The organism is Pseudomonas sp. St316 (assembly GCF_018325905.1).
Classification (GTDB): domain Bacteria; phylum Pseudomonadota; class Gammaproteobacteria; order Pseudomonadales; family Pseudomonadaceae; genus Aquipseudomonas.
Map to the genome: position 1 here is coordinate 4,872,931 of NZ_AP021901.1, position 21,567 is coordinate 4,894,497.

The following is a 21,567-nucleotide window of genomic DNA, read 5'->3' on the forward strand; positions in this document are numbered from 1 at the left end:
CTCAGTTCTGTTTTTCCATTTGTGCACGCAGCAGGTCGCCCAGAGTGGTAGGACCAGCAGCAATGTCAGCGGCTGGCTTGTCGCGCAGGCTCTGGATTGCTTCTTTCTCTTCAGCATCGTCTTTCGACTTGATGGAGAGCTGGATTACGCGGCTCTTGCGGTCAACGCTGATGATCTTGGCTTCTACTTCTTCGCCTTCCTTCAGGACGTTGCGCGCGTCTTCAACGCGGTCACGGCTGATTTCGGAGGCTTTCAGAGTTGCTTCGATATCGTCGGCCAGGGTGATGATGGCGCCTTTGGCGTCAACTTCTTTCACGATGCCCTTAACGATTGCGCCTTTGTCGTTCTCTTGAACGTACTCGGAGAACGGATCGCTTTCCAGTTGCTTGATACCCAGGGAGATGCGCTCGCGCTCTGGGTCAACCGACAGGATAACGGTGTCCAGCTCGTCGCCCTTCTTGAAACGGCGTACGGCTTCTTCGCCCACTTCGTTCCAGGAGATGTCGGACAGGTGAACCAGACCGTCGATGCCGCCGTCCAGACCAATGAAGATACCGAAATCGGTGATCGACTTGATGGTGCCGGAGATTTTATCGCCCTTGTTGAACTGGCCAGAGAAGTCTTCCCATGGGTTGGACTTGCACTGCTTGATGCCGAGGGAGATACGACGACGCTCTTCGTCGATGTCCAGAACCATGACTTCCACTTCGTCGCCGACTTGTACGACTTTCGAAGGGTGGATGTTCTTGTTGGTCCAGTCCATTTCGGAAACGTGTACCAGGCCTTCAACGCCTTCTTCCAGCTCAGCGAAGCAGCCGTAGTCGGTGAGGTTGGTAACACGAGCGGTGACGCGGGTGCTTTCTGGGTAACGGGCTTTGATAGCGACCCATGGATCTTCACCCAGTTGCTTGAGGCCCAGGGAAACACGATTGCGCTCGCGATCGTACTTCAGAACCTTGACATCGATCTCGTCGCCAACGTTGACGATTTCCGAAGGATGCTTGATACGCTTCCAGGCCATGTCGGTGATGTGCAGCAGGCCATCGACGCCACCCAGATCGACGAATGCGCCGTAATCGGTGAGGTTCTTGACGATACCTTTGACCTGCTGGCCTTCCTGCAGCGATTCCAGCAGAGCTTCACGCTCGGCGGAGTTCTCGGCTTCCAGGACACTGCGACGGGAAACGACAACGTTGTTGCGCTTCTGGTCCAGCTTGATGACCTTGAATTCCAGCTCTTTGCCTTCCAGGTGCGTGGTGTCGCGCACTGGACGGACGTCAACCAGGGAACCTGGCAGGAACGCACGGATGCCGTTAACGTCGACAGTGAAGCCGCCTTTAACCTTACCGTTGATAACGCCCTTGACCACTTCCTCAGCTGCGAAGGCCGCTTCCAGAACGATCCAGCATTCAGCACGCTTGGCTTTTTCACGGGACAGCTTGGTTTCACCAAAGCCATCTTCAACCGAGTCCAGCGCAACGTGAACTTCGTCACCGACGTTGATGTTCAGTTCGCCAGCGTCGTTGTAGAACTGCTCAAGCGGGATCAGCGCTTCAGACTTCAGACCAGCGTGAACGGTTACCCAGCGAGCCTGGTAATCGATATCAACGATAACGCCGGTGATGATGGAGCCTGCCTGAAGGTTCAGGGTTTTCAAGCTTTCTTCAAAGAGTTCCGCAAAGCTTTCGCTCATTTTAATTCCTGTTGATTAGGGCGAAGTAAACGCCCATCTCCACACCCCAGACGATGTGGGTTAGTTTCATATAAAAGAAACGCCGCAGGACTATGACTGGTCCCCTGCGGAGCTTCCTGTCACCCGGCGATATCGCGAAGCGCGATCTCGCTCATGATGCGTTGCAGCACCTGATCGATGGACAACTCCGTGGAATCCAGCTGTATCGCGTCGGCCGCCGGCTTTAGCGGGGCTACTGCGCGCTGGGTATCACGCTCATCGCGTGCACGGATCTCATCTAGCAGACTCGACAGACTAACATCCTCGCCTTTGCCCTTCAACTGCAAATATCGGCGACGCGCCCGTTCCTCGGCGCTGGCGGTGAGGAAAATCTTCAGCGGCGCATCGGGAAAAACCACCGTGCCCATGTCGCGACCGTCCGCCACCAGCCCCGGCGGCTCCTGGAATGCGCGCTGGCGTTGCAGCAAGGCTTCGCGCACCGCCGGCAGCGCGGCGACCTGGGAGGCCCCGGCACCGACGCTTTCGGTACGAATGACGTCGCTGACTTCGTCACCTTCCAGAATGATGCGCTGGAGCTGACCGTCGGTCGCCGCAATGAATTGCACGTCCAGATGAGCAGCCAGCGCCTTGAGCAATTCTTCATTGGTCAGGTCGACGCCATGGTTGGCGGCAGCGAACGCCAGCAGACGGTACAAGGCACCCGAGTCGAGCAGGTTCCAGCCCAGTTGCCTGGCCAGGATCCCGGCGACGGTGCCCTTGCCCGAACCGCTTGGGCCATCGATGGTGATGACCGGTGCCTTGATGTTCACGACTGTGCCTCTTGCGCTACTCGGATACCAACCTGTGCGCACAGCGCCAGGAAGTTCGGGAACGACGTCGCGACGTTGGCGCAATCATGGATGCGAATCGGCGCGCTGGCGCGCAAAGACGCAACACTGAAGGCCATGGCGATACGGTGGTCACCGTGACCATGGACTTCGCCGCCGCCGATCTGGCCGCCATCGATGATGATGCCGTCCGGCGTTGGCTGGCACTTGACGCCCAGGGCGAGCAAGCCATCAGCCATCACCTGGATGCGATCCGATTCCTTGACCCGCAGCTCTTCGGCGCCCGTCAATACGGTGCGCCCTTCTGCACAGGCGGCCGCCACGAACAGTACCGGGAACTCGTCGATGGCCAGCGGAACCAGCGCCTCCGGAATCTCGATACCCTTGAGTTTAGCTGCTCGTACGCGCAGGTCCGCCACAGGTTCGCCGCCGACTTCACGCTGGTTTTCCAAAGTGATGTCAGCCCCCATCAGGCGCAGGATGTCGATCACGCCGGTACGGGTCGGGTTTATGCCGACGTGCTCGAGCACCAGGTCGGAGCCTTCGGCGATCGAGGCGGCCACCAGGAAGAATGCCGACGACGAGATGTCGCCCGGCACTTCGATGTGGGTCGCGGTCAGCTTGCTGCCAGAATCGACGGACGCCGTGGCGCCATCGACCGTGACCGGGTAGCCGAAGCCGCGCAGCATGCGCTCGGTATGGTCGCGGGTCGGGGCCGGCTCGGTGACGGTGGTCTTGCCTTCGGCGTAGAGACCGGCCAGCAGCAGGCAGGATTTCACCTGGGCACTGGCCATCGGCATGGTGTAGGTCAGGCCCTTGAGCTTGTTGCCACCGCGGATGACCATTGGCGGACGACCTTCGGCGGCCGTCTCGATGACCGCGCCCATTTCCCGCAACGGGTTGGCGACACGGTTCATCGGGCGCTTGGACAGCGACGCGTCACCGGTCAGGGTGCTGTCGAAGTCCTGCGCAGCCAGCAGGCCGGACAACAGGCGCATCGAGGTCCCGGAGTTACCCAGGTAGATTGGCCCCGGGGCAGGCTTGAGGCCGTGCAGGCCAACACCATGGATGGTCACGCGACCGTGGTGCGGACCTTCGATGACCACGCCCATGTCGCGAAACGCTTGCAGCGTCGCCAGGGCGTCTTCGCCCTCGAGGAAGCCTTCCACCTCGGTCACGCCTTCGGCCAGGGAGCCGAGCATGATCGAACGGTGGGAAATCGATTTATCGCCCGGTACACGAATACGCCCGCTCAGGGAGCCACCAGGTTGTGCCAGGAAAATCAGATCATTGGAATTCATAGCGTCCACATAGGCCCGACGGGCCAGGATTTTACTGAAATGCTCGCGGGCCACCCTGGCGCGCGTGAAAACGCCCAGCAATTGGTGCCCGTCCCCTGCATCGACCGCGTCGCGCAAGGCGTCGAGGTCGCTGCGAAATGTATCGAGTGTGCGCAAGACAGCTTCGCGGTTGGCGAGGAAGATGTCGTGCCACATGACCGGGTCGCTTCCAGCGATTCTCGTGAAATCGCGGAAACCGCCGGCAGCGTAACGGAAGATCTCAAGATTTTCATTGCGTTTAGCCAACGAATCCACCAGGCCAAACGCCAACAGGTGTGGCAAGTGGCTGGTGGCAGCCAACACTTCATCGTGACGCTCGACCTGCATGTGCTCGACATCGGCGCCCAATTCGCGCCACAAACGGTCCACCACCGCCAGCGCGGCTGGATCCGTCTGGTCCAGCGGCGTGAGAATCACTTTGTGGCGACGAAACAGCTCGGCGTTGGAGGCTTCCACCCCGCTCTGCTCGGAACCGGCAATCGGATGACCGGGCACGAAACGCGCCGGCATCCCGCCGAAGGCCTCGGTGGCCGCACGTACGACGTTACCCTTGGCGCTGCCGACGTCGGTCAGGATCGCTTGCCCCAGGTTCATGGCCGCCAAACGCGCCAGCAGTTTTTCCATGGCCAGGATCGGCACCGCCAACTGGATCACGTCCGCGCCCTGGCAAGCGATCGCCAGGTCCTCCTCGCAGCGATCGACCACGCCCAACTCCACGGCCAGCTTGCGCGACTGCGGATCCAGGTCGACACCGACCACCTCGCGGCACAGGCCGCTTTCACGCAAGCCCTTGGCAAACGAACCGCCGATCAACCCCAGGCCGACCACCACCAGGCGACCGATCATAGGGACAGCAGGTTGCAGTGAAGTGACATCAACCACGAGCCAGAACCTTGCCCAACGCCTCGAGGAAACGGCTGTTTTCCGCTGGCAGGCCGATGGTGATGCGCAGGTGGTTCGGCATGCCGTAATTGGCTACCGGACGCACGATCACACCTTCGCGCAACAGCCCCTGGTACACCGGCGCGGCGACACGCCCCAGATCGACGCAGATGAAGTTGCCCCTGGATGGAATCCAGCTCAAGCCCAGCTCGCGGAACCCCGCTTCCAACTGCTGCATGCCGGCCGCGTTCAGGCGACGGCTTTCAGCCAGGTAGGCCTCATCCTGCAAGGCGGCACACGCGGCTGCCAGGGCGAAGCTGTTGACGTTGAACGGCTGGCGCACGCGGTTCAGCACATCGGCCACCACGGCGGTGGACAAACCGTAGCCAACCCGCAGCGAGGCCAGGCCGTAGGCTTTGGAGAACGTGCGCGAAACCAGCAGGTTCGGGTAGGCCGCGAGAAAATCCAGGCCATCGGGCAAATCGCTGCCTTCGGCGTATTCGATGTAGGCCTCGTCCAACACCACCAGCACGTGCGCGGGCACGTCTTGCAGGAAGTCGTCCAGGGCCTGGGCATCGAACCAGGTGCCGGTCGGGTTGTTCGGGTTGGCAATGAAGACCACCCGGGTGTTGGCGTCGATGGCAGCCAGCATCGCCGGCAGGTCATGCCCCCAGTCCTTGGCCGGAACCACATGGGCATCCGCGCCTACGGCCTGGGTCGCGATCGGGTAGACCGCAAACGCGTGCTCGCTGAACACGGCATTGAGACCGGGTGCCAGGTACGCGCGCGCCACCAACTCAAGAATGTCGTTGGAGCCGTTGCCCAGCGTCACTTGGTTCAGCTCGACACCACAGCGCTCGGCCAGCAGGCTTTTCAATGCAAACCCATTGCCATCGGGGTAACGGGTCAGCTCGGCCAGTTCGTCGCGGATCGCCGCCAGTGCCTTGGGGCTCGCGCCCAACGGGTTTTCGTTGCTCGCCAACTTGACGATGCTGGCCGGATCCAGGTCCAGCTCGCGGGCCAGTTCGTCCACGGGCTTGCCCGGAACGTAAGGCGAGAGTTGTTGCACGCCTGGCTGAGCCAGAGCGAGGAAGTTGCCACTCATTTGCTATCCGCCCTTAAAGAACTGCCTTGGGGTAGGAACCCAGCACCTTGAGTGCCACTGCTTCCTGACTGATTTTCTCCAGCACACCTTTTACCAGCGGATCGCGGTGGTGGCCGACGAAATCGATGAAGAACACGTAGGTCCATTTACCGCTGCGCGACGGACGGGTCTCGATCCGCGTCAGGTCGATACCGTTGTCGTGGAACGGCACCAGCAGTTCATGGAGCGCACCGGGCTTGTTGCTCATGGAGACGATGATCGACGTCTTGTCGTCGCCGGTCGGCGGTACTTCCTGGCTGCCGATCATCAAAAACCGCGTGGAGTTGTCCGGGCGATCCTCGATTTTCTCGGCCAGGCGCGTCAGCCCGTAGAGGCCGGCCGCCATGTCGCCAGCAATCGCCGCCGAGTTCCACTCACCCTTGACCCGCTTGGCCGCTTCGGCGTTGCTCGATACCGCGACGCGCTCGACATTCGGGTAATGCGCATCCAGCCACTTGCGGCACTGGGCCAACGACTGGGCGTGGGAATAGATTCGGCTGATGCTGTCGGTCTTGGTGTTCTCGCCGACCAGCAGGTGGTGGTGGATGCGCAGCTCGACTTCGCCACAGATCACCATGTCATGCTCGAGGAAGCTGTCCAGCGTGTGGTTGACCGCACCCTCGGTGGAGTTCTCCACCGGTACCACGCCGAAATTCACCGCGCCGGCCGCTACTTCACGGAAGACTTCGTCGATGGCCGCCATCGGTTTGCTGATCACGGCGTGACCGAAGTGCTTCATGGCGGCAGCCTGGGTGAAGGTGCCTTCCGGGCCCAGATAGGCGACTTTCAGCGGCTGTTCGAGCGCCAGGCACGACGACATGATTTCGCGAAACAACCGCGCCATCTCTTCGTTGCCCAGCGGCCCCTTGTTGCGTTCCATGACGCGCTTGAGCACCTGGGCTTCACGCTCAGGACGATAGAACACCGGCACTTCGCCTTCGGCCAGGGAGGCCATCTTCACCCGGGCGACTTCCTGGGCGCAGCGCGCACGCTCACTGATCAGCTCCAGGACCTTTTCGTCCAGGGCATCGATGCGCAGGCGCAGCGCCTTGAGTTCTTGCTCAGACATCAGCCATGTTCCTTCTCGAACTCTGCCATGTAGGCGATCAGCGCATTGACGGCGTTGATGTCGACGGCGTTGTAGATGGAGGCACGCATGCCACCGACCGAACGGTGGCCCTTGAGGTTCAGCAGCCCACGCTCGTCGGCACCGGCCAGGAACGGCTTGTCCAGACGGTCGTCGGCCAGGCGGAACGGCACGTTCATCCACGAACGATCGGTCTTGTTGATCGGGTTGCTGTAGAGACCGCTGGCGTCGATGAAGTCATACAGCGTGCGCTGCTTTACCTCGTTGAGCTTGCCGATGGCTTCGACACCGCCCTGCTCCTTCAGCCATTCGAACACCAGGCCGGAGAGGTACCAGGCCAAGGTCGGCGGGGTGTTGTACATCGAGCCGTTGTCGGCCGCGACCTTGTAGTTGAGCATCGTCGGGCACAGCGAACGGGCGCGACCCAGCAGGTCTTCACGGATGATGTTGACCAGGATGCCGCTAGGGCCGATGTTTTTCTGGGCGCCGGCGTAGACCATGCCGAAACGGGAGATATCCACAGGGCGCGAGAGAATGTCCGAGGACATGTCGGCCACCAATGGCACGTCGCCGGTTTCCGGGATCCAGTTGAATTCCAGGCCGCCGATGGTTTCGTTCGGCGCGTAGTGAACGTAGGCCGCGTCCTTGGACAGGTTCCATTCGTTCTGGCCGGGAATCGCGAAATAGTCGTAGGGCTTGGCGGTGGCAGCCACGTTGACGTGACCGTAGCGCGAAGCTTCTTCAATGGCTTTCTGCGACCAGATACCGGTGTCGATGTAGTCGGCCTTGCCGCTTTCGGGCAGCAGGTTCAGCGGAATCTGGGCGAACTGCTGGCTGGCGCCGCCCTGCAGGAACAGCACCTTGTAGTTGGACGGGATGTTCAGCAGATCACGCAGGTCCTGCTCGGCCTTGGTGGCAATGGATACGAACTCATCGCTGCGATGACTCATTTCCATGACCGACAGGCCCTTGCCGTGCCAGTCGAGAAGTTCACCCTGGGCACGCTTCAGGACCGCCTCAGGAAGCGCCGCCGGGCCGGCACAGAAGTTATAGGCTCTCTTGCTCACATCCAATCTCGCTCTGATCTGGTGGTCACATACATCTTTGATCTACACACGCCCCATTGTGGGAGCGAGCTTGCTCGCGATGGCGGTATCCGTCATCGCAAGCAAGCTCGCTCCCACAGGGTAATCGTGTTCCTAAACAACAAGGGGGCGAATCTTCATCCGCCCCCTTGCGTGCCCGCTTAGTCCTGCGGTTCTTCTTCGTCTGCAGCAGCGTCGAGCGAGGGTTCGTCACCCGCGAGGTCGTCCGCATCGGCACCCAGGGTCCCGTCGAACGCAACGCCTTCCTCGCCTTCCAGCTCCTCGCCTTCGACTTCCGATGGCTCCTGCACCCGCTCAAGCCCTACCAGCGTTTCGTCGCTGGCCAGCTTGATCAGCGTCACACCCTGGGTATTACGGCCCAGGCTGGAGACTTCGGCGACTCGCGTACGTACCAGGGTGCCCTGGTCGGAGATCAACATGATCTCCTCGCCGTCGAGCACCTGGACCGCGCCAACCAGACGACCGTTACGGTCGTTGCTGACCATGGCGATCACACCCTGGCCGCCACGCTTGTACTCAGGGAACTCGCTGATGGCGGTGCGCTTGCCATAACCACGCGCCGAAGCGGTGAGGATCTGGCTGCCTTCTTCGGGGATCAGCATGGAAATCAGCTTCTGGCCTTCCGGCAGGCGCATGCCGCGCACACCGCGGGCGGTACGGCCCATGGCGCGCACGTCGGACTCCTTGAAGCGAGTGACCTTGCCACCGTCGGAGAACAGCATGACTTCACGCTCGCCGTCGGTGATGGCGGCGGAAATCAGCACGTCGCCTTCGTCCAGTTCCAGGGCGATCAGGCCGACGCTGCGCTGGCGACTGAAGGATTCCAGCGGGGTCTTCTTCACGGTGCCGTTGGCGGTCGCCATGAAGATGTAGTGACCTTCGGTGTATTCCTCCACCGGCAGCATGGTGGTGATGTATTCACCATCGTCCAGCGGCAACAGGTTGACTAGCGGACGACCACGTGCAGCACGGGACGCTTCCGGGATTTCGTAGGTCTTGAGCCAGTACACCTTGCCTTTGCTGGAGAACAGCAGCAGCGTGGTATGGCTGTTGGCGACCAGCAGGTGAGCGATGTAGTCCTCGTCCTTGACGCCAGTCGCCGACTTGCCTTTGCCACCGCGACGCTGGGCCTGGTAGGCGGCCAGCGGCTGGGTCTTGGCGTAGCCGCCGTGGGAAATGGTCACCACGCGCTCTTCTTCCGGGATCATGTCACCCAGGGTCAGGTCCAGGCGCGCATCGAGGATCTCGGTGCGGCGCACGTCGCCGTACTCGGCGCGGATCACTTCCAGCTCTTCGCGGATCACTTCCATCAGGCGCGTGGCGCTGTTGAGGATGCGGATCAGCTCGCCGATCTGGTTGAGGATTTCCTGATACTCGGCCAGCAGCTTCTCGTGCTCCAGGCCGGTCAGGCGGTGCAGGCGCAGCTCCAGGATGGCTTGCGCCTGTTCCGGGGACAGGAAGTACTTGCCTTCGCGCAGGCCATACTGCGGGTCGAGGTTCTCCGGGCGGCACGAGTCGGCGCCAGCGCGCTCGACCATTGCCACCACCGCGGTGGACTCCCAAGGGGTGCTGATCAGCGCTTCCTTGGCTTCCGATGGCGTTGGCGAAGCCTTGATCAAGGCGATCACCGGGTCGATGTTCGACAGGGCAACGGCCTGGCCTTCGAGAATGTGACCACGCTCGCGAGCCTTGCGCAGCTCGAACACGGTACGGCGGGTGACCACTTCGCGACGGTGACGTACGAAGGCTTCCAGCAGGTCCTTGAGGTTCAGGATCCGCGGACGGCCATCGATCAGCGCGACGATGTTGATGCCGAATACAGCTTGCAACTGGGTCTGGGCGTAGAGGTTGTTGAGGATCACCTCAGGCACTTCGCCACGACGCAACTCGATCACGACGCGCATGCCGTCCTTGTCGGACTCGTCGCGCAGCTCGGTGATGCCTTCGAGCTTCTTCTCTTTCACCAGCTCGGCGATCTTCTCGATCAAACGGGCCTTGTTCAGCTGGTAAGGCAGTTCGGTGATGACGATCTGCTGGCGACCACCGACCTTGTCGATGTCTTCGATGGTCGAGCGGGCGCGCATGTAAATGCGACCACGGCCGGTGCGGTAGGCTTCGATGATACCGGCGCGACCGTTGATGATCGCGGCCGTCGGGAAGTCCGGACCAGGGATGTATTGCATCAGCTCATCGACCGTCAGTTCGGGATTGTCGATGAGGGCCAGGCAACCGTCGATGACTTCACCGAGGTTGTGCGGCGGGATGTTGGTCGCCATGCCCACGGCGATACCGCTGGAACCGTTGACCAGCAGGTTCGGGATACGGGTCGGCATGACCGCGGGGATCATTTCGGTGCCGTCGTAGTTCGGCACCCAGTCCACGGTTTCCTTGTGCAAGTCGGCCAGTAGTTCGTGGGCCAGCTTGGTCATGCGCACTTCGGTGTATCGCATGGCCGCGGCGTTGTCGCCGTCCACGGAACCGAAGTTGCCCTGGCCGTCTACCAGCAGGTAGCGCAAGGAGAATGGCTGCGCCATACGAACGATGGTGTCGTACACGGCAGTGTCGCCGTGGGGGTGATACTTACCGATCACGTCGCCGACGACACGGGCAGATTTCTTGTACGGCTTGTTGAAGTCGTTGCCCAGTTCGCTCATCGCGAACAGCACGCGCCGGTGCACGGGCTTCAAGCCATCGCGCGCATCCGGCAGCGCCCGCCCGACGATTACGCTCATTGCGTAGTCGAGGTAGGACTGTTTCAGCTCGTCTTCGATATTGACCGGGAGGATTTCTTTGGCCAGTTCGCCCATGAGAAGCCTGATTCCTTTTTCTGGTGAAACCTCGTCACATCCAGATGGGACGAACGAAGCTCGCCGCTGCAGAACAAGTGCCGTGCAGCGACTTACGACAAATCAACGAGTTATGCCATGGATCTGCGCAGTAAAGGCCACCTCGCGAGGCAGCCTTGGAAACCGCCGGATGTTATCACAAGAGCCGCCACGCACCTATCCCCCAGATGCGCATGGTGCGTAGTTAGTTGACCGGTGACAGGCTGATATGGGACCAGAGGGGCTCAGAAGCGCTACGGATGAAGAATTGAAGGACAAATGCAAGGTATTTGTTGACTATTGGGACTCTATCGCGAGCAGGCTCGCTCCCACAGGGATTTTTGGTATGCCTAAGATTTAGGGCACAACACCGGTCCAATGTGGGAGCGAGCCTGCTCGCGATAGCGATATGCCTGACGACCACCGTCTCAATGCAACCGCTTGCGACACATCAACTGCGCCAGCTTGGCAGTGTCCGGGCGCTCGATGATGCCCTTCTCCGTGACGATGACGTCGATCAAATCCGCCGGAGTGACATCGAACATCGGGTTGAAGGCGTCCACCTCCGCGCCGAGCCCCTTGCCACCGATTTCCAGCAGTTCGCGCCCATCGCGCTCCTCGATCGGGATGTCATCACCGCAGGCCAGGCTCATGTCGATGGTCGAGCTTGGCGCCACGACCATGAAGCGCACGCCATGGTGCATGGCACAGACCGCCAGTTGATAGGTACCGATCTTGTTCGCCACATCGCCATTGGCGGCGATGCAATCGGCACCGACGATCACCCAGGTCACACCTTTCGTCTTCATGATATGGGCAGCGGCGGCATCGGCGTTGAGGGTCACCGGGATGCCTTCACAGGCCAGCTCCCACGCCGTCAGGCGCGAGCCTTGCAGCGATGGACGGGTTTCGTCGGCATAGACGCGCTCCACCATGCCTTCGATATACGCGCCACGGATGACGCCCAGGGCCGTGCCGAAGCCGCCGGTCGCCAAGGCCCCGGTGTTGCCGTGGGTGAGGATGGCCTGGGCGTTGCCCTGATGCTTGCGGATCAGGTCGACACCGAGCTGGGCCATGGTCAGGTTGGCTTCGCGGTCACTTTCATGAATCGCGATGGCTTCGGCCTCAAGTACCGCCAGCGGCTCGGCGTGCTCTTTCAGGCGCCCCAACCGGTCGCGCATCCGATCCAGTGCCCAGAAGAGGTTCGCCGCCGTCGGCCGGGCCTCGGCCAGCAAGGCAAAATCAGACTCCAGCGCCGCTTGCCAGTCACCGCCCTCGGCCATCCTGGCCCGCGCGGCCAGCACGACACCATAAGCCGCGCTGATGCCGATGGCCGGCGCGCCGCGCACCGCCCTTGAGCCGATGGCCTCGGCCACATCGGCGGCTCGGGTGCAGGCGATCCAGTTTTCTTCGAACGGCAAGACACGCAGGTCTCGCAGGTACAGGACGCCATCGCGCCAATCGATGGCCTTCACCTTCTCCGCAGCCAATAGTCGATCGCGCATCCTTCACCCCGTACTCATGAACAAAAGCCGCCGATTATAGCGATCCCTCCGCGAAGACGCTCGGGTATACTTCGCCATCCTTTATACCCCATGGAACCGTTCCACGATGCCCAAGCCTGCCGTTGCGCTCGACTTATTATTGCTGCCGACCTGGTTGGTGCCTGTCGAACCCGCCGGTGTAGTGCTCAAGGATCATGGCCTGGGCATTCGCGACGGCTGCATCGTATTCATCGGCCCACGGGCAGAAGCCCTCAAGTGTGACGCCGCCCAGGTCCGCGAGCTGCCCGGCATGCTGCTCAGCCCCGGCCTGATCAACGCCCATGGCCACGCAGCCATGACCCTGTTCCGCGGCCTGGCCGACGACCTGCCCTTGATGACCTGGCTCGAACAGCATATCTGGCCAGCGGAAGCCAAATGGGTCGATGAAGACTTCGTGCGCGATGGCACCGACCTGGCAATCGCCGAGCAGATCAAGGGCGGCATCACCTGCTTCTCCGACATGTATTTCTACCCCAAGATCGCCAGCGAGTGTGTCCACGACAGCGGCATTCGCGCGCAAATCGCGATTCCGATCCTCGATTTTCCGATCCCCGGCGCCGCCAGCGCCGACGAAGCCATTCGTCAGGGCATCGAGTTGTTTGGCGACCTCAAGCACCACCCACGGATCAAAGTCGCATTCGGTCCGCACGCGCCCTACACCGTGGGCGACGAAAACCTGGAGAAAATCCGTGTGATCGCCGAGGAATTGGACGCGGCCATTCATATGCATGTTCACGAAACCGCCTTCGAAGTGCAGCAGGCTGTGGATAACACCGCTGAGCGGCCAATGGCTCGCCTGGGACGACTTGGCCTGCTGGGGCCACGCTTTCAGGCCGTGCACATGACTCAAATCAGCGACGTAGACCAGGCCTTGCTGGTAGAAAGCAATTGCAGCGTGATTCATTGCCCGGAATCGAACCTGAAGCTGGCCAGCGGTTTCTGCCCGGTGGAGCGCCTTTGGCAGGCCGGCGTCAATGTCGCCCTCGGGACCGACGGCGCGGCGAGCAACAACGACCTGGATCTGCTCGGAGAAACCCGCACCGCCGCCCTGCTGGCCAAGGCCGTCGCCGGTTCGGCCACGGCCCTGGATGCCCATCGGGCGCTGCGCATGGCCACGCTCAACGGCGCCCGGGCGCTGGGCATTGAAGCGACTGTCGGCTCGCTGGAAGTGGGCAAGGCCGCCGACCTGGTGGCCTTCGATCTGTCGGGCCTGGCCCAGCAGCCGATCTACGACCCGGTGTCGCAGCTGATCTATGCCACCGGTCGCGATTGCGTAAAACACCTGTGGGTGGGCGGCAAGCCGTTACTGGAGGATGGCCGGCTGACCCGCATGGACGAATCAACACTGATCGCCACGGCCCAGGCCTGGGGTCGCCGCATCAGCGGCCACAACGAATGACCACGCCCCTTGAGCCACGGCTCGGGGCACCTGATTTTTCAAGCTTTTCGAGGATCTGCACATGAGCAACGTCGACCACGCCGAAATCGCCAAATTCGAAGCCCTGGCCCATCGCTGGTGGGACCGTGAAAGCGAATTCAAACCCCTGCACGACATCAATCCGCTGCGGGTCAACTGGATTGACGAACGGGTCAACCTGGCAGGCAAGAAGGTGCTCGACGTCGGTTGCGGCGGCGGCATCCTCAGCGAAGCCATGGCCCAGCGCGGGGCGACGGTGATGGGCATCGACATGGGCGAAGCGCCACTGGCGGTTGCACAACTGCATCAGCTGGAGTCAGGCGTCAGCGTGGAATACCGGCAGACCACCGCCGAAGCCCTGGCCGAAGAAATGCCCGGGCAATTCGACGTGGTCACCTGCCTGGAAATGCTCGAGCACGTGCCAGACCCGTCATCGGTCATCCGCGCCTGTTTCCGCATGGTCAAGCCCGGCGGCCAGGTGTTCTTCTCCACGATCAACCGCAACCCGAAGGCCTATCTGTTCGCCATCGTCGGCGCCGAATACATCATGAAGCTGCTGCCTCGCGGCACTCACGACTTCAAGAAATTCATCCGCCCCTCCGAGCTGGGCGCCTGGAGCCGTGCGGCCGGGCTGACCGTCAAGGACATCATTGGCCTGACTTACAACCCGCTGACCAAGCACTACAAACTGGCGGCCGACGTTGACGTCAACTACATGATCCAGACCCTGCGCGAGGAGTAAGTCGATGCGTCTCAAAGCGGTTCTCTTCGACATGGACGGCACGCTGCTCGACACCGCGCCGGATTTCATCGCCATCTGCCAGGCCATGCGCGCCGACCGTGGCTTGCCACCGATGAACACGCAGCACATTCGCGACGAGATTTCCGGCGGTGCCCGGGCGATGGTCGCGGTGACCTTTTCCATGGACCCGGAATCGCCGGGGTTCGAGGAGCTGCGCCAGGAATTCCTCGACCGCTACCTCAAGGGTTGCGCGGTCCACAGCCGCTTGTTCGAAGGCATGGCCGAGGTGCTGGCCGATATCGAAGCGGCCAACCTGATCTGGGGCGTGGTCACCAACAAACCGGTGCGCTTCGCCGAACCGATCATGCAGCAACTGGGCCTGGCCGAACGCTCGAAAGTGCTGATCTGCCCTGACCACGTGAAAAACAGCAAGCCAGACCCGGAACCGCTGACCCTGGCGTGCAAGCTGCTCGACCTGGACCCGGCCAGCGTGCTGTTCGTGGGTGATGACCTGCGGGACATCGAGTCCGGTCGCAGCGCCGGCACCAAGACCTGCGCGGTGACCTATGGCTACATCCACCCGGACGACAACCCCGGCACTGGGGCGCGGATGTGGTGATCGATCATCCATCAGCGCTGCGAGCAGTGCTGGATAACGCGTTGTGCAGTTGCTGATTCGACTGTTCTTGTTGTGAAGGGATTTATGTGGGAGCAAGGCTTACCCGCGATGAAGGCAATGCGGTCTTTCAGAATCAAGGTGCCTGTTCGCGAGCAAGCTTTGCTCCCACAGCCGGCTCTGACATAGCAGGGATCAGTTCCCTCGCCACAACCGCTTCTGCCAACAAATTGATTTGTTGAGGTTTTTTATGTTTGATTATTCCGCCCGCCCCGACCTGCTCAATGGCCGGGTGATTCTGGTCACTGGCGCCGGCCGCGGTATCGGTGCCGCTGCGGCGAAAGCCTACGCCGCCCATGGCGCCACCGTGCTGCTGCTGGGCAAGACCGAAGCCAACCTGACCCAGGTCTACGATGAAATCGAAGCGGCCGGTCATCCGCAGCCTGCGGTGATCCCGTTCAACCTCGAAACCGCGCTGCCTCATCAGTACGATGAACTGGCAGCCATGATCGAAACCGAGTTCGGTCATCTGGACGGTCTGCTGCACAACGCCTCGATCATCGGCCCGCGTACCCCCCTGGAACAATTGTCCGGTGAGAACTTCATGCGGGTGATGCACGTCAACGTCAACGCGATGTTCATGCTCACCAGCACCTTGCTGCCGCTGCTCAAGCTGTCCAAGGATGCGTCCGTGGTGTTCACCTCCAGCAGCGTCGGGCGCAAGGGCCGGGCGTACTGGGGCGCCTATGGCGTGTCCAAGTTCGCCACCGAGGGGCTGATGCAGACCTTGGCCGACGAAGTCGACACCGTCGCCGCCGTACGCGCCAACAGCATCAACCCCGGCGCCACCCGCACCAGCATGCGCGCCCAGGCCTATCCGGGGGAAAACCCGCTCAACAATCCGACGCCCGAGGAGATCATGCCGGTCTACCTGTACCTCATGGGCCCGGACAGCACCGGCGTCAACGGCCAGGCGCTCAACGCGCAATAGTGAACCCAGCCCCTGTCGCGACGTTTTACCGTCACGACAGGGGCCTTGGCTCGATGCCCAGCAAGGCGAACCGCCAACTCCACGTCGCCAGGACTGCCGCATCTTTCTGGCAATCCATTGATTTTCAATCGATTTTTATTGAAGTGAACCGAATGGCACGACTTTCGCTCTAAATATCCTCAAACATGCCATGTTCGGCAAGTAATGGACGTTGAGACGAGACTTATGCCTGCCAGGGAAAGCAGACTAAACTCAAATCAGTGTCCTACGGGACTGAAGGACCAGTACGACGTGCAGCCCAAAGCCGCCACACCCAACCTGCCAGGACAGATTTAGCTTAGGTGCTAACGCCATATGAAAACGCCCACCCAGATCAACGCGATTGACTTCGACAGCGCCAAATTGCAGCGTCTGGGCCTTGGCCAGCCATCGCCGCTCGCGGCACGCTCCGTCAGTCTTTCGCAATTGCGCCAGCAACTGAACCAGCAGCTGCAGACCAGCCTGGAGCCACAGCGAATCCTCGGCTTGTTTTTCCGGGAAATCCAGCGGCTGGTGCCCATGGATGCGCTGGCCTACCAGCACAAAGCCAGTGATCTGCGCCTGGAGTTCGGGCAACGCGGACATCACACCCTCAGCTATAACCTCAGCCATGAAGGCGAACACCTGGGTGAACTGATATTCCGTCGTAACCAGCGCTTCACTGAAGCGGAACAGAGCGACCTTGAATCCATCATGTCGACGCTGCTGTATCCACTGCGCAACGCCCTGCTCTATCGCGCCGCCACCCAGAGCGCCCTGCGCGATCCGCTGACCGGTACTGGCAACCGCATTGCCATGGACCAGACGCTGATGCGTGAAATCGACATGGCCAAGCGTCATTCGCAACCCTTATCGGTGCTGATGCTCGACATCGACCATTTCAAGCGCATCAACGATAGCCATGGTCACGGCGTTGGCGATGAAGTGCTCAAGGCCGTGGCTGAGTCGATCAAGAGCCAACTGCGCAACGTGGACATGGTGTTCAGGTTCGGTGGTGAAGAGTTTCTGATCCTGCTGGCCAATACCAGCCGGGATGCTGCGGCCATGGTCGGAGAACGACTGCGTTACGCCGCCCAGGCCCAGGATTACTTCGCCGCAGGCACACGGATCGAGCTGACGGTCAGCCTGGGCTGCGCCACCCTGCTGCCGGGGGAATCCTCGGAAAGCCTGCTGCGCAGGGCCGACAGCGCGCTGTACGTGGCCAAGCGCGAAGGCCGCAATCGCCTGGCGATGGCAGGTTGAAATAATTCCGGGAGCGAACTTGCTCTCGATGACGGCGGCACAGCCGACATCTGCCCAAGCCGGCCCACTGCTATCGCGAGCAGGCTCGCTCCCACATGGGATTGGCGGCGGACCTGGATTTGGCAGTCACCCAAAACAACTGTGGGGAGCTTGCTCGCGATAGCGGTCTGGCAGTCAACCTCCCCGTCGACTATCAGACCTCTTCGCGAGCAAGCTCGCTCCCACATGGGATTGGCGGCGGACCTGGATTTGGCAGTCACCCAAAACAACTGTGGGAGCGAGCTTGCTCGCGATAGCGGTCTGGCAGTCAACCTCCCCGTCGACTATCAGACCTCTTCGCGAGCAGGCTCGCTCCCACATGGGATTGGCGCCGGACCTGGATTGGGCAATCACCCAAAACAACTGTGGGAGCGAGCTTGCTCGCGATAGCGGTCTGGCAGTCAACCTCCCCGTCGACTATCAGACCTCTTCGCGAGCAAGCTCGCTCCCACATGGGGTTGGCGGCGGACCTGGATTTGGCAGTCACCCAAAACAACTGTGGGAGCGAGCTTGCTCGCGATAGCGGTCTGGCAGTCAACCTCCCCGTCGACTATCAGACCTCCTCGCGAGCAGGCTCGCTCCCACAGGGGGGTGTGGCTATCTGTAGCGGTAGAAATCAGCTCCCGGCCAGCGCCAGGCGCTCACGGGTGGAAGAAGATTTGCCCACGGACTCCGACTGTTCCAGCTGCATGCAACGCTCCAGGAACAGGTACATGTAGTCATAGCTCTTGCACACAGCCTGGCGCAGCTCCGTTTGCAGGGCTTTGCTTGGGTTCATCCCCGCCAGCGTACAGATGATTTCCAGGGCTTCCCAAGGATGGGCATCGTCGTACTGGGCATGCATCTTCAGCCATTTCATCGCCCGCTTGCGGTCTTCCTCGGCGAAAGCGGCCGCGTAGACACCGCTGGAACACACCAGCGCCGACCACTCCCCCGTAGCCCCCTCAATGGCATAGTTGGTCGCGGCAATGGCCACGATCAGCGAATCCGAGGAACTGGTGTGCCAGCACCAGTGGCTCAAGGCATGCAGCTCAGGTGGCACCTGCTGGGCTTGCAGGTCTTCCAGGGTCACGCCATGGGCGGCGCTCCAGTTGACCCAGTAGTCGGCATGGTTGAGTTCGACACGAATGTTACGCATCAGCCAGCGACGCGCCATGTCCTCGCCGGGGTGGCGGGCAAAGCGGGTCTTGGTGAGGTTCTGTGCCATGTATAAAGCGAACTGTTCGACGACCGGCCAACCACCAATGAGGTAGTGGCGCATGGTCCTGGCGCTGAGCTTGTTGTCGCGCATGCGCTGATACAGTTCGTGTTCGACAACCCGGCGCTTGCTCTCGCTGCAATCGGTAATGAGCTGCTGTGCCCATTTCGGATAGCTCGTGGCGTCCATGAGCGGGCCTGTTCGGTTGAATGTGTCGATCACTGTCGGGCTCCTTTTGATTGTGATTTTCTTCGATCAACAAGAGGTTCAGCGGAACGTGCCGGGGGCCTTGAATAACAACGGCTGGGGCCGGGCCGGCCGACATTGCAACGTGTCGCAGGTAAACAATTGCGGGCGTTCGATCACATACCCCTGAGCGTAATCCACTCCTATTTCCAGCAATGCCTGCTCGATCTGGGCGGTTTCAACAAACTCGGCAATCGTGCGCTTACCCATGACGTGGCCGATGTGATTGATCACTTCGACCATTGCACGGTTAATCGGGTCGTCCAGCATATCCTTTACGAAACTCCCGTCGATCTTCAGGAAGTCTACAGGTAAATGTTTCAGGTAAGCGAATGAAGACATTCCGGCGCAAAAGTCATCCAGCGAGAAGTAGCATCCCAAACTCTTGAGTTCATTGATAAAGCGGATCGCACTGCCCAAATTCGAAATAGCGCTGGTTTCTGTAATTTCAAAACAAATCATTTCTGGCGGAATCGAGTAGGCCGCAAACTGTTTACGCAGGAAATCGAGGAACGCCTGATCTCCTATAGTGGTGCCTGACAGATTGATCGCACACATCGCCATGGGCCCCTGTCGCGAATCGTTCAGGCACTGGCGGATGATCTTGAAGACATTCTCCACCACCCAACGGTCCAGGGACGTCATCAGGCCATAGCGTTCCGCTGCGGGAATGAAGCTGTCCGGCAGGATCATCCGACCGGCTTCATCATGCAGGCGCAGCAGGATTTCAATGTGCCCGCCACCGTGATCGCCCGGCCCCAGTGCAGCGATTTCCTGGGCATAGAGGCAGAAGCGATTTTCCTCCAGGGCCATGTGCAAGCGCTGGACCCAGGCCATTTCGCCAAAGCGCAGGGACAGCTCCGAGTCGTCGGCATGATAGACCTGGACCCGGTTGCGGCCCTTTTCCTTGGCCATGTAGCAGGCCATGTCGGCAGCCCGCAGGGACGCCTCCAGGGTGGTCGGCGTCTGGGCGATATGCACCAGGCCGATGCTCACGGTAGTCACGAACGGCCGGCCCTTCCAGACAAAGTGCAGGTTCTGCACGGTCTGGCGCAGCACTTCGGCAATCTTTTCCGCCGCTTCCGGCGAACAGTTCTCCAGCAAGATCCCGAACTCATCCCCGCCCAGCCGGGCCAAGGTGTCGTTTTCCCGCAGCCCGGATTGCAGCAAAGCGCAGATATGACGCAACAATTCGTCACCCGCTGCATGACCGCAGGTGTCGTTGACCAGCTTGAACTGATCCAGATCGAGAAACATCAAGGCATGGCGCCCGATCTGGCGAGTGAGGTTGTACAAGGCCTGTTCGAGGCGATACTCGAATTCCCGGCGGTTCGCCAGGCCAGTCAGGGCGTCATGGGTGGCCTGCCACGACAGGTTGGCGATGTATTGGCGTTCCTGGGTCATGTCATGCAACACCAGAACGGCGCCGCTGACCTTGCCCGCATGACGGATTGGCGCGCCCACCAGGGTGACCGACACGGTGCTGCCATCCAGCCGCTGGATCAGTTTGGAATGTTCGCTGGCACCGCTGAGCCGGCCGCTGAGGATGTGCTCGATCAGGGTCAGCCCCTCGGTCTGGGCATTGTCATCGAGCAAATTGAACAACGCGGCCAAGGGCAAGCCCGTGGCGTGTTCGGCTTTCCAATGGGTCATCGCTTCGGCAGCGGGGTTCATGTAGGCGATGGCCCCCTCGACGTCGGTGGTGATGACTCCGTCGCCAATCGATTGCAGGGTGATCTGCGCCCGCTCTTTCTCCATCTGCAGCGCATTGGCGAACACCTGCCGCTGGGCGAGTAGTTTATGGGTCCGCAACAACGCCAGGACGATCAACCCCAGGGCGGTGGCGAAATTGGTCACCAACAAGAGCCGCAGGATGAAACGCGAGCCTTCGCCCAGTGCGTCGCTGAACGCCTTGGCGGCCGGAGTGACGGAATCGTTGATCGCAAAGATCTGGGCCTTCCAGCCGCGGATATCCACCTCCGACGCCTGGCCTGCGGTAATGCTGTTGTGCATCTGCCGGGCGACGTTATCCAGTTCGATCAGGTAGCCGTCGCCCACCGTCCAGAGATCGATGGCTTCTTCCAGGTAACTGAAGTGGCGAAAATTGAGGTACAACCAGATCACGCTGGACACGTCGTCAGGATGGTTGCCACCTTGGAGAATCCCGGACCGTGCGGCTTCGAGATCCGGCGGTTCGCGGTCCAGCGCCACCCGCAGTTCATGGCCGCCCTCGGGTACGGCAATGGCTTGCTGGTATTTGCGGAAAATCGCCTCGTCGCGGCTGTCGGCGTAGAGGTTGAGGTAATAGATGGCGTCTTTCTGACCCTTGGACCAGAGACTCTCCCCCGCCACATAGCCGCGAACGGCGGACAGCACGTAAAGGCTGACGCCGCCAAGCAATGCCTGAAATAGCACGACGGCGATAAAGGGCCAGACGATGCCCAGCAGCCGTGGTGTTCCGAGAGTCTGCTTTCGCTTCATGAGGTCCCTTGCACAGGTATTGCCGGACGAACACCCGCCAGAATTCCGCTCCTGACTCAATAGCCTAGGCTAGTTTTCAACCCTTCGAATGAATGGATGAACAGATCG

General features: G+C 61.0%; 14 protein-coding genes and 1 pseudogene. 5 read left to right on the forward strand and 10 right to left on the reverse strand.

The window, feature by feature from the left end; translation table 11 throughout:
* Position 1: 1 nt before the first annotated feature.
* The 8 genes from rpsA to mtnA all read right to left on the reverse strand — a co-directional run bounded on the left by rpsA (position 2) and on the right by mtnA (position 12,409).
* Entirely contained in the window at positions 2-1,693 is a 1,692-nt protein-coding gene (gene rpsA / locus KI237_RS21690) for a 30S ribosomal protein S1 (RefSeq protein WP_058543229.1), read from the reverse strand.
* 119 nt (positions 1,694-1,812) lie between these two features.
* Entirely contained in the window at positions 1,813-2,502 is a 690-nt protein-coding gene (gene cmk / locus KI237_RS21695; RefSeq protein ID WP_003183882.1) for a (d)CMP kinase, read from the reverse strand.
* On the reverse strand, positions 2,499-4,706 hold the full coding sequence (locus tag KI237_RS21700; RefSeq protein ID WP_212800673.1) for a bifunctional prephenate dehydrogenase/3-phosphoshikimate 1-carboxyvinyltransferase: 2,208 nt from the start codon (positions 4,704-4,706) through the stop codon (positions 2,499-2,501). Before KI237_RS21700 ends, cmk begins: the two co-directional genes overlap by 4 nt.
* A 28-nt stretch (positions 4,707-4,734) precedes the next feature.
* Entirely contained in the window at positions 4,735-5,847 is a 1,113-nt protein-coding gene (hisC, locus tag KI237_RS21705) for a histidinol-phosphate transaminase (RefSeq protein WP_212796994.1), read from the reverse strand.
* Between the two features lie 13 nt (positions 5,848-5,860).
* Positions 5,861-6,955: a prephenate dehydratase gene (gene pheA / locus KI237_RS21710; protein WP_003199233.1), complete on the reverse strand. Its 1,095-nt coding sequence runs from the start codon at positions 6,953-6,955 to the stop codon at positions 5,861-5,863.
* Complete coding sequence (gene serC / locus KI237_RS21715; protein ID WP_212796995.1) at positions 6,955-8,040, reverse strand: 3-phosphoserine/phosphohydroxythreonine transaminase; 1,086 nt, start codon at positions 8,038-8,040, stop codon at positions 6,955-6,957. The genes pheA and serC overlap by 1 nt, the downstream gene beginning before the upstream one ends.
* Positions 8,041-8,219: 179 nt before the next feature.
* Positions 8,220-10,886: a DNA gyrase subunit A gene (gyrA, locus tag KI237_RS21720; protein WP_212796996.1), complete on the reverse strand. Its 2,667-nt coding sequence runs from the start codon at positions 10,884-10,886 to the stop codon at positions 8,220-8,222.
* A gap of 446 nt (positions 10,887-11,332) precedes the next feature.
* Positions 11,333-12,409, reverse strand: a complete 1,077-nt coding sequence (gene mtnA, locus KI237_RS21725; protein WP_212796997.1) for an S-methyl-5-thioribose-1-phosphate isomerase — start codon at positions 12,407-12,409, stop codon at positions 11,333-11,335.
* A 106-nt stretch (positions 12,410-12,515) separates the two neighbouring features.
* Here mtnA and KI237_RS21730 point away from each other — a divergent pair, with 106 nt between their 5' ends.
* From KI237_RS21730 to KI237_RS21750, 5 genes and pseudogenes are all read left to right on the forward strand, one after another.
* Positions 12,516-13,847 (forward strand): TRZ/ATZ family hydrolase, encoded by a 1,332-nt coding sequence (locus KI237_RS21730; protein ID WP_212796998.1) that lies wholly within the window; start codon positions 12,516-12,518, stop codon positions 13,845-13,847.
* A 61-nt stretch (positions 13,848-13,908) separates the two neighbouring features.
* Positions 13,909-14,607: a bifunctional 2-polyprenyl-6-hydroxyphenol methylase/3-demethylubiquinol 3-O-methyltransferase UbiG gene (ubiG, locus tag KI237_RS21735; protein WP_212796999.1), complete on the forward strand. Its 699-nt coding sequence runs from the start codon at positions 13,909-13,911 to the stop codon at positions 14,605-14,607.
* 4 nt (positions 14,608-14,611) lie between these two features.
* A pseudogene (gene mupP / locus KI237_RS21740) lies at positions 14,612-15,282 on the forward strand (N-acetylmuramic acid 6-phosphate phosphatase MupP).
* Positions 15,283-15,473: 191 nt separating this feature from the next.
* On the forward strand, positions 15,474-16,214 hold the full coding sequence (locus KI237_RS21745; RefSeq protein ID WP_212797000.1) for a YciK family oxidoreductase: 741 nt from the start codon (positions 15,474-15,476) through the stop codon (positions 16,212-16,214).
* Positions 16,215-16,568: 354 nt separating this feature from the next.
* Positions 16,569-17,495 carry a GGDEF domain-containing protein gene (locus tag KI237_RS21750; RefSeq protein ID WP_212797001.1) on the forward strand — a complete coding sequence of 309 codons (927 nt, stop codon included), beginning with the start codon at positions 16,569-16,571 and terminating at the stop codon, positions 17,493-17,495.
* 655 nt (positions 17,496-18,150) lie between these two features.
* Here KI237_RS21750 and KI237_RS21755 read toward each other — a convergent pair.
* Both KI237_RS21755 and KI237_RS21760 read right to left on the reverse strand, forming a co-directional pair.
* A complete protein-coding gene (locus KI237_RS21755) occupies positions 18,151-18,921 on the reverse strand; it encodes an iron-containing redox enzyme family protein (RefSeq protein WP_502937135.1) in 771 nt (256 codons plus the stop codon).
* A 78-nt stretch (positions 18,922-18,999) separates the two neighbouring features.
* A complete protein-coding gene (locus KI237_RS21760; RefSeq protein WP_212797003.1) occupies positions 19,000-21,459 on the reverse strand; it encodes an EAL domain-containing protein in 2,460 nt (819 codons plus the stop codon).
* Positions 21,460-21,567 lie beyond the last annotated feature (108 nt).

Coding starts and splice junctions, on each gene's coding strand:
- rpsA (WP_058543229.1), bottom strand. CDS start 1,693: ATGAGCGAAAGCTTTGCGGAACTCTTTGAAGAAAGCTTGAAAACCCTG.
- KI237_RS21750 (WP_212797001.1), top strand. CDS start 16,569: ATGAAAACGCCCACCCAGATCAACGCGATTGACTTCGACAGCGCCAAA.
- hisC (WP_212796994.1), bottom strand. CDS start 5,847: ATGAGTGGCAACTTCCTCGCTCTGGCTCAGCCAGGCGTGCAACAACTC.
- mtnA (WP_212796997.1), bottom strand. CDS start 12,409: ATGCGCGATCGACTATTGGCTGCGGAGAAGGTGAAGGCCATCGATTGG.
- KI237_RS21700 (WP_212800673.1), bottom strand. CDS start 4,706: ATGATCGGTCGCCTGGTGGTGGTCGGCCTGGGGTTGATCGGCGGTTCG.
- ubiG (WP_212796999.1), top strand. CDS start 13,909: ATGAGCAACGTCGACCACGCCGAAATCGCCAAATTCGAAGCCCTGGCC.
- KI237_RS21730 (WP_212796998.1), top strand. CDS start 12,516: ATGCCCAAGCCTGCCGTTGCGCTCGACTTATTATTGCTGCCGACCTGG.
- KI237_RS21755 (WP_502937135.1), bottom strand. CDS start 18,921: ATGGACGCCACGAGCTATCCGAAATGGGCACAGCAGCTCATTACCGAT.
- KI237_RS21745 (WP_212797000.1), top strand. CDS start 15,474: ATGTTTGATTATTCCGCCCGCCCCGACCTGCTCAATGGCCGGGTGATT.
- gyrA (WP_212796996.1), bottom strand. CDS start 10,886: ATGGGCGAACTGGCCAAAGAAATCCTCCCGGTCAATATCGAAGACGAG.
- pheA (WP_003199233.1), bottom strand. CDS start 6,955: ATGTCTGAGCAAGAACTCAAGGCGCTGCGCCTGCGCATCGATGCCCTG.
- KI237_RS21760 (WP_212797003.1), bottom strand. CDS start 21,459: ATGAAGCGAAAGCAGACTCTCGGAACACCACGGCTGCTGGGCATCGTC.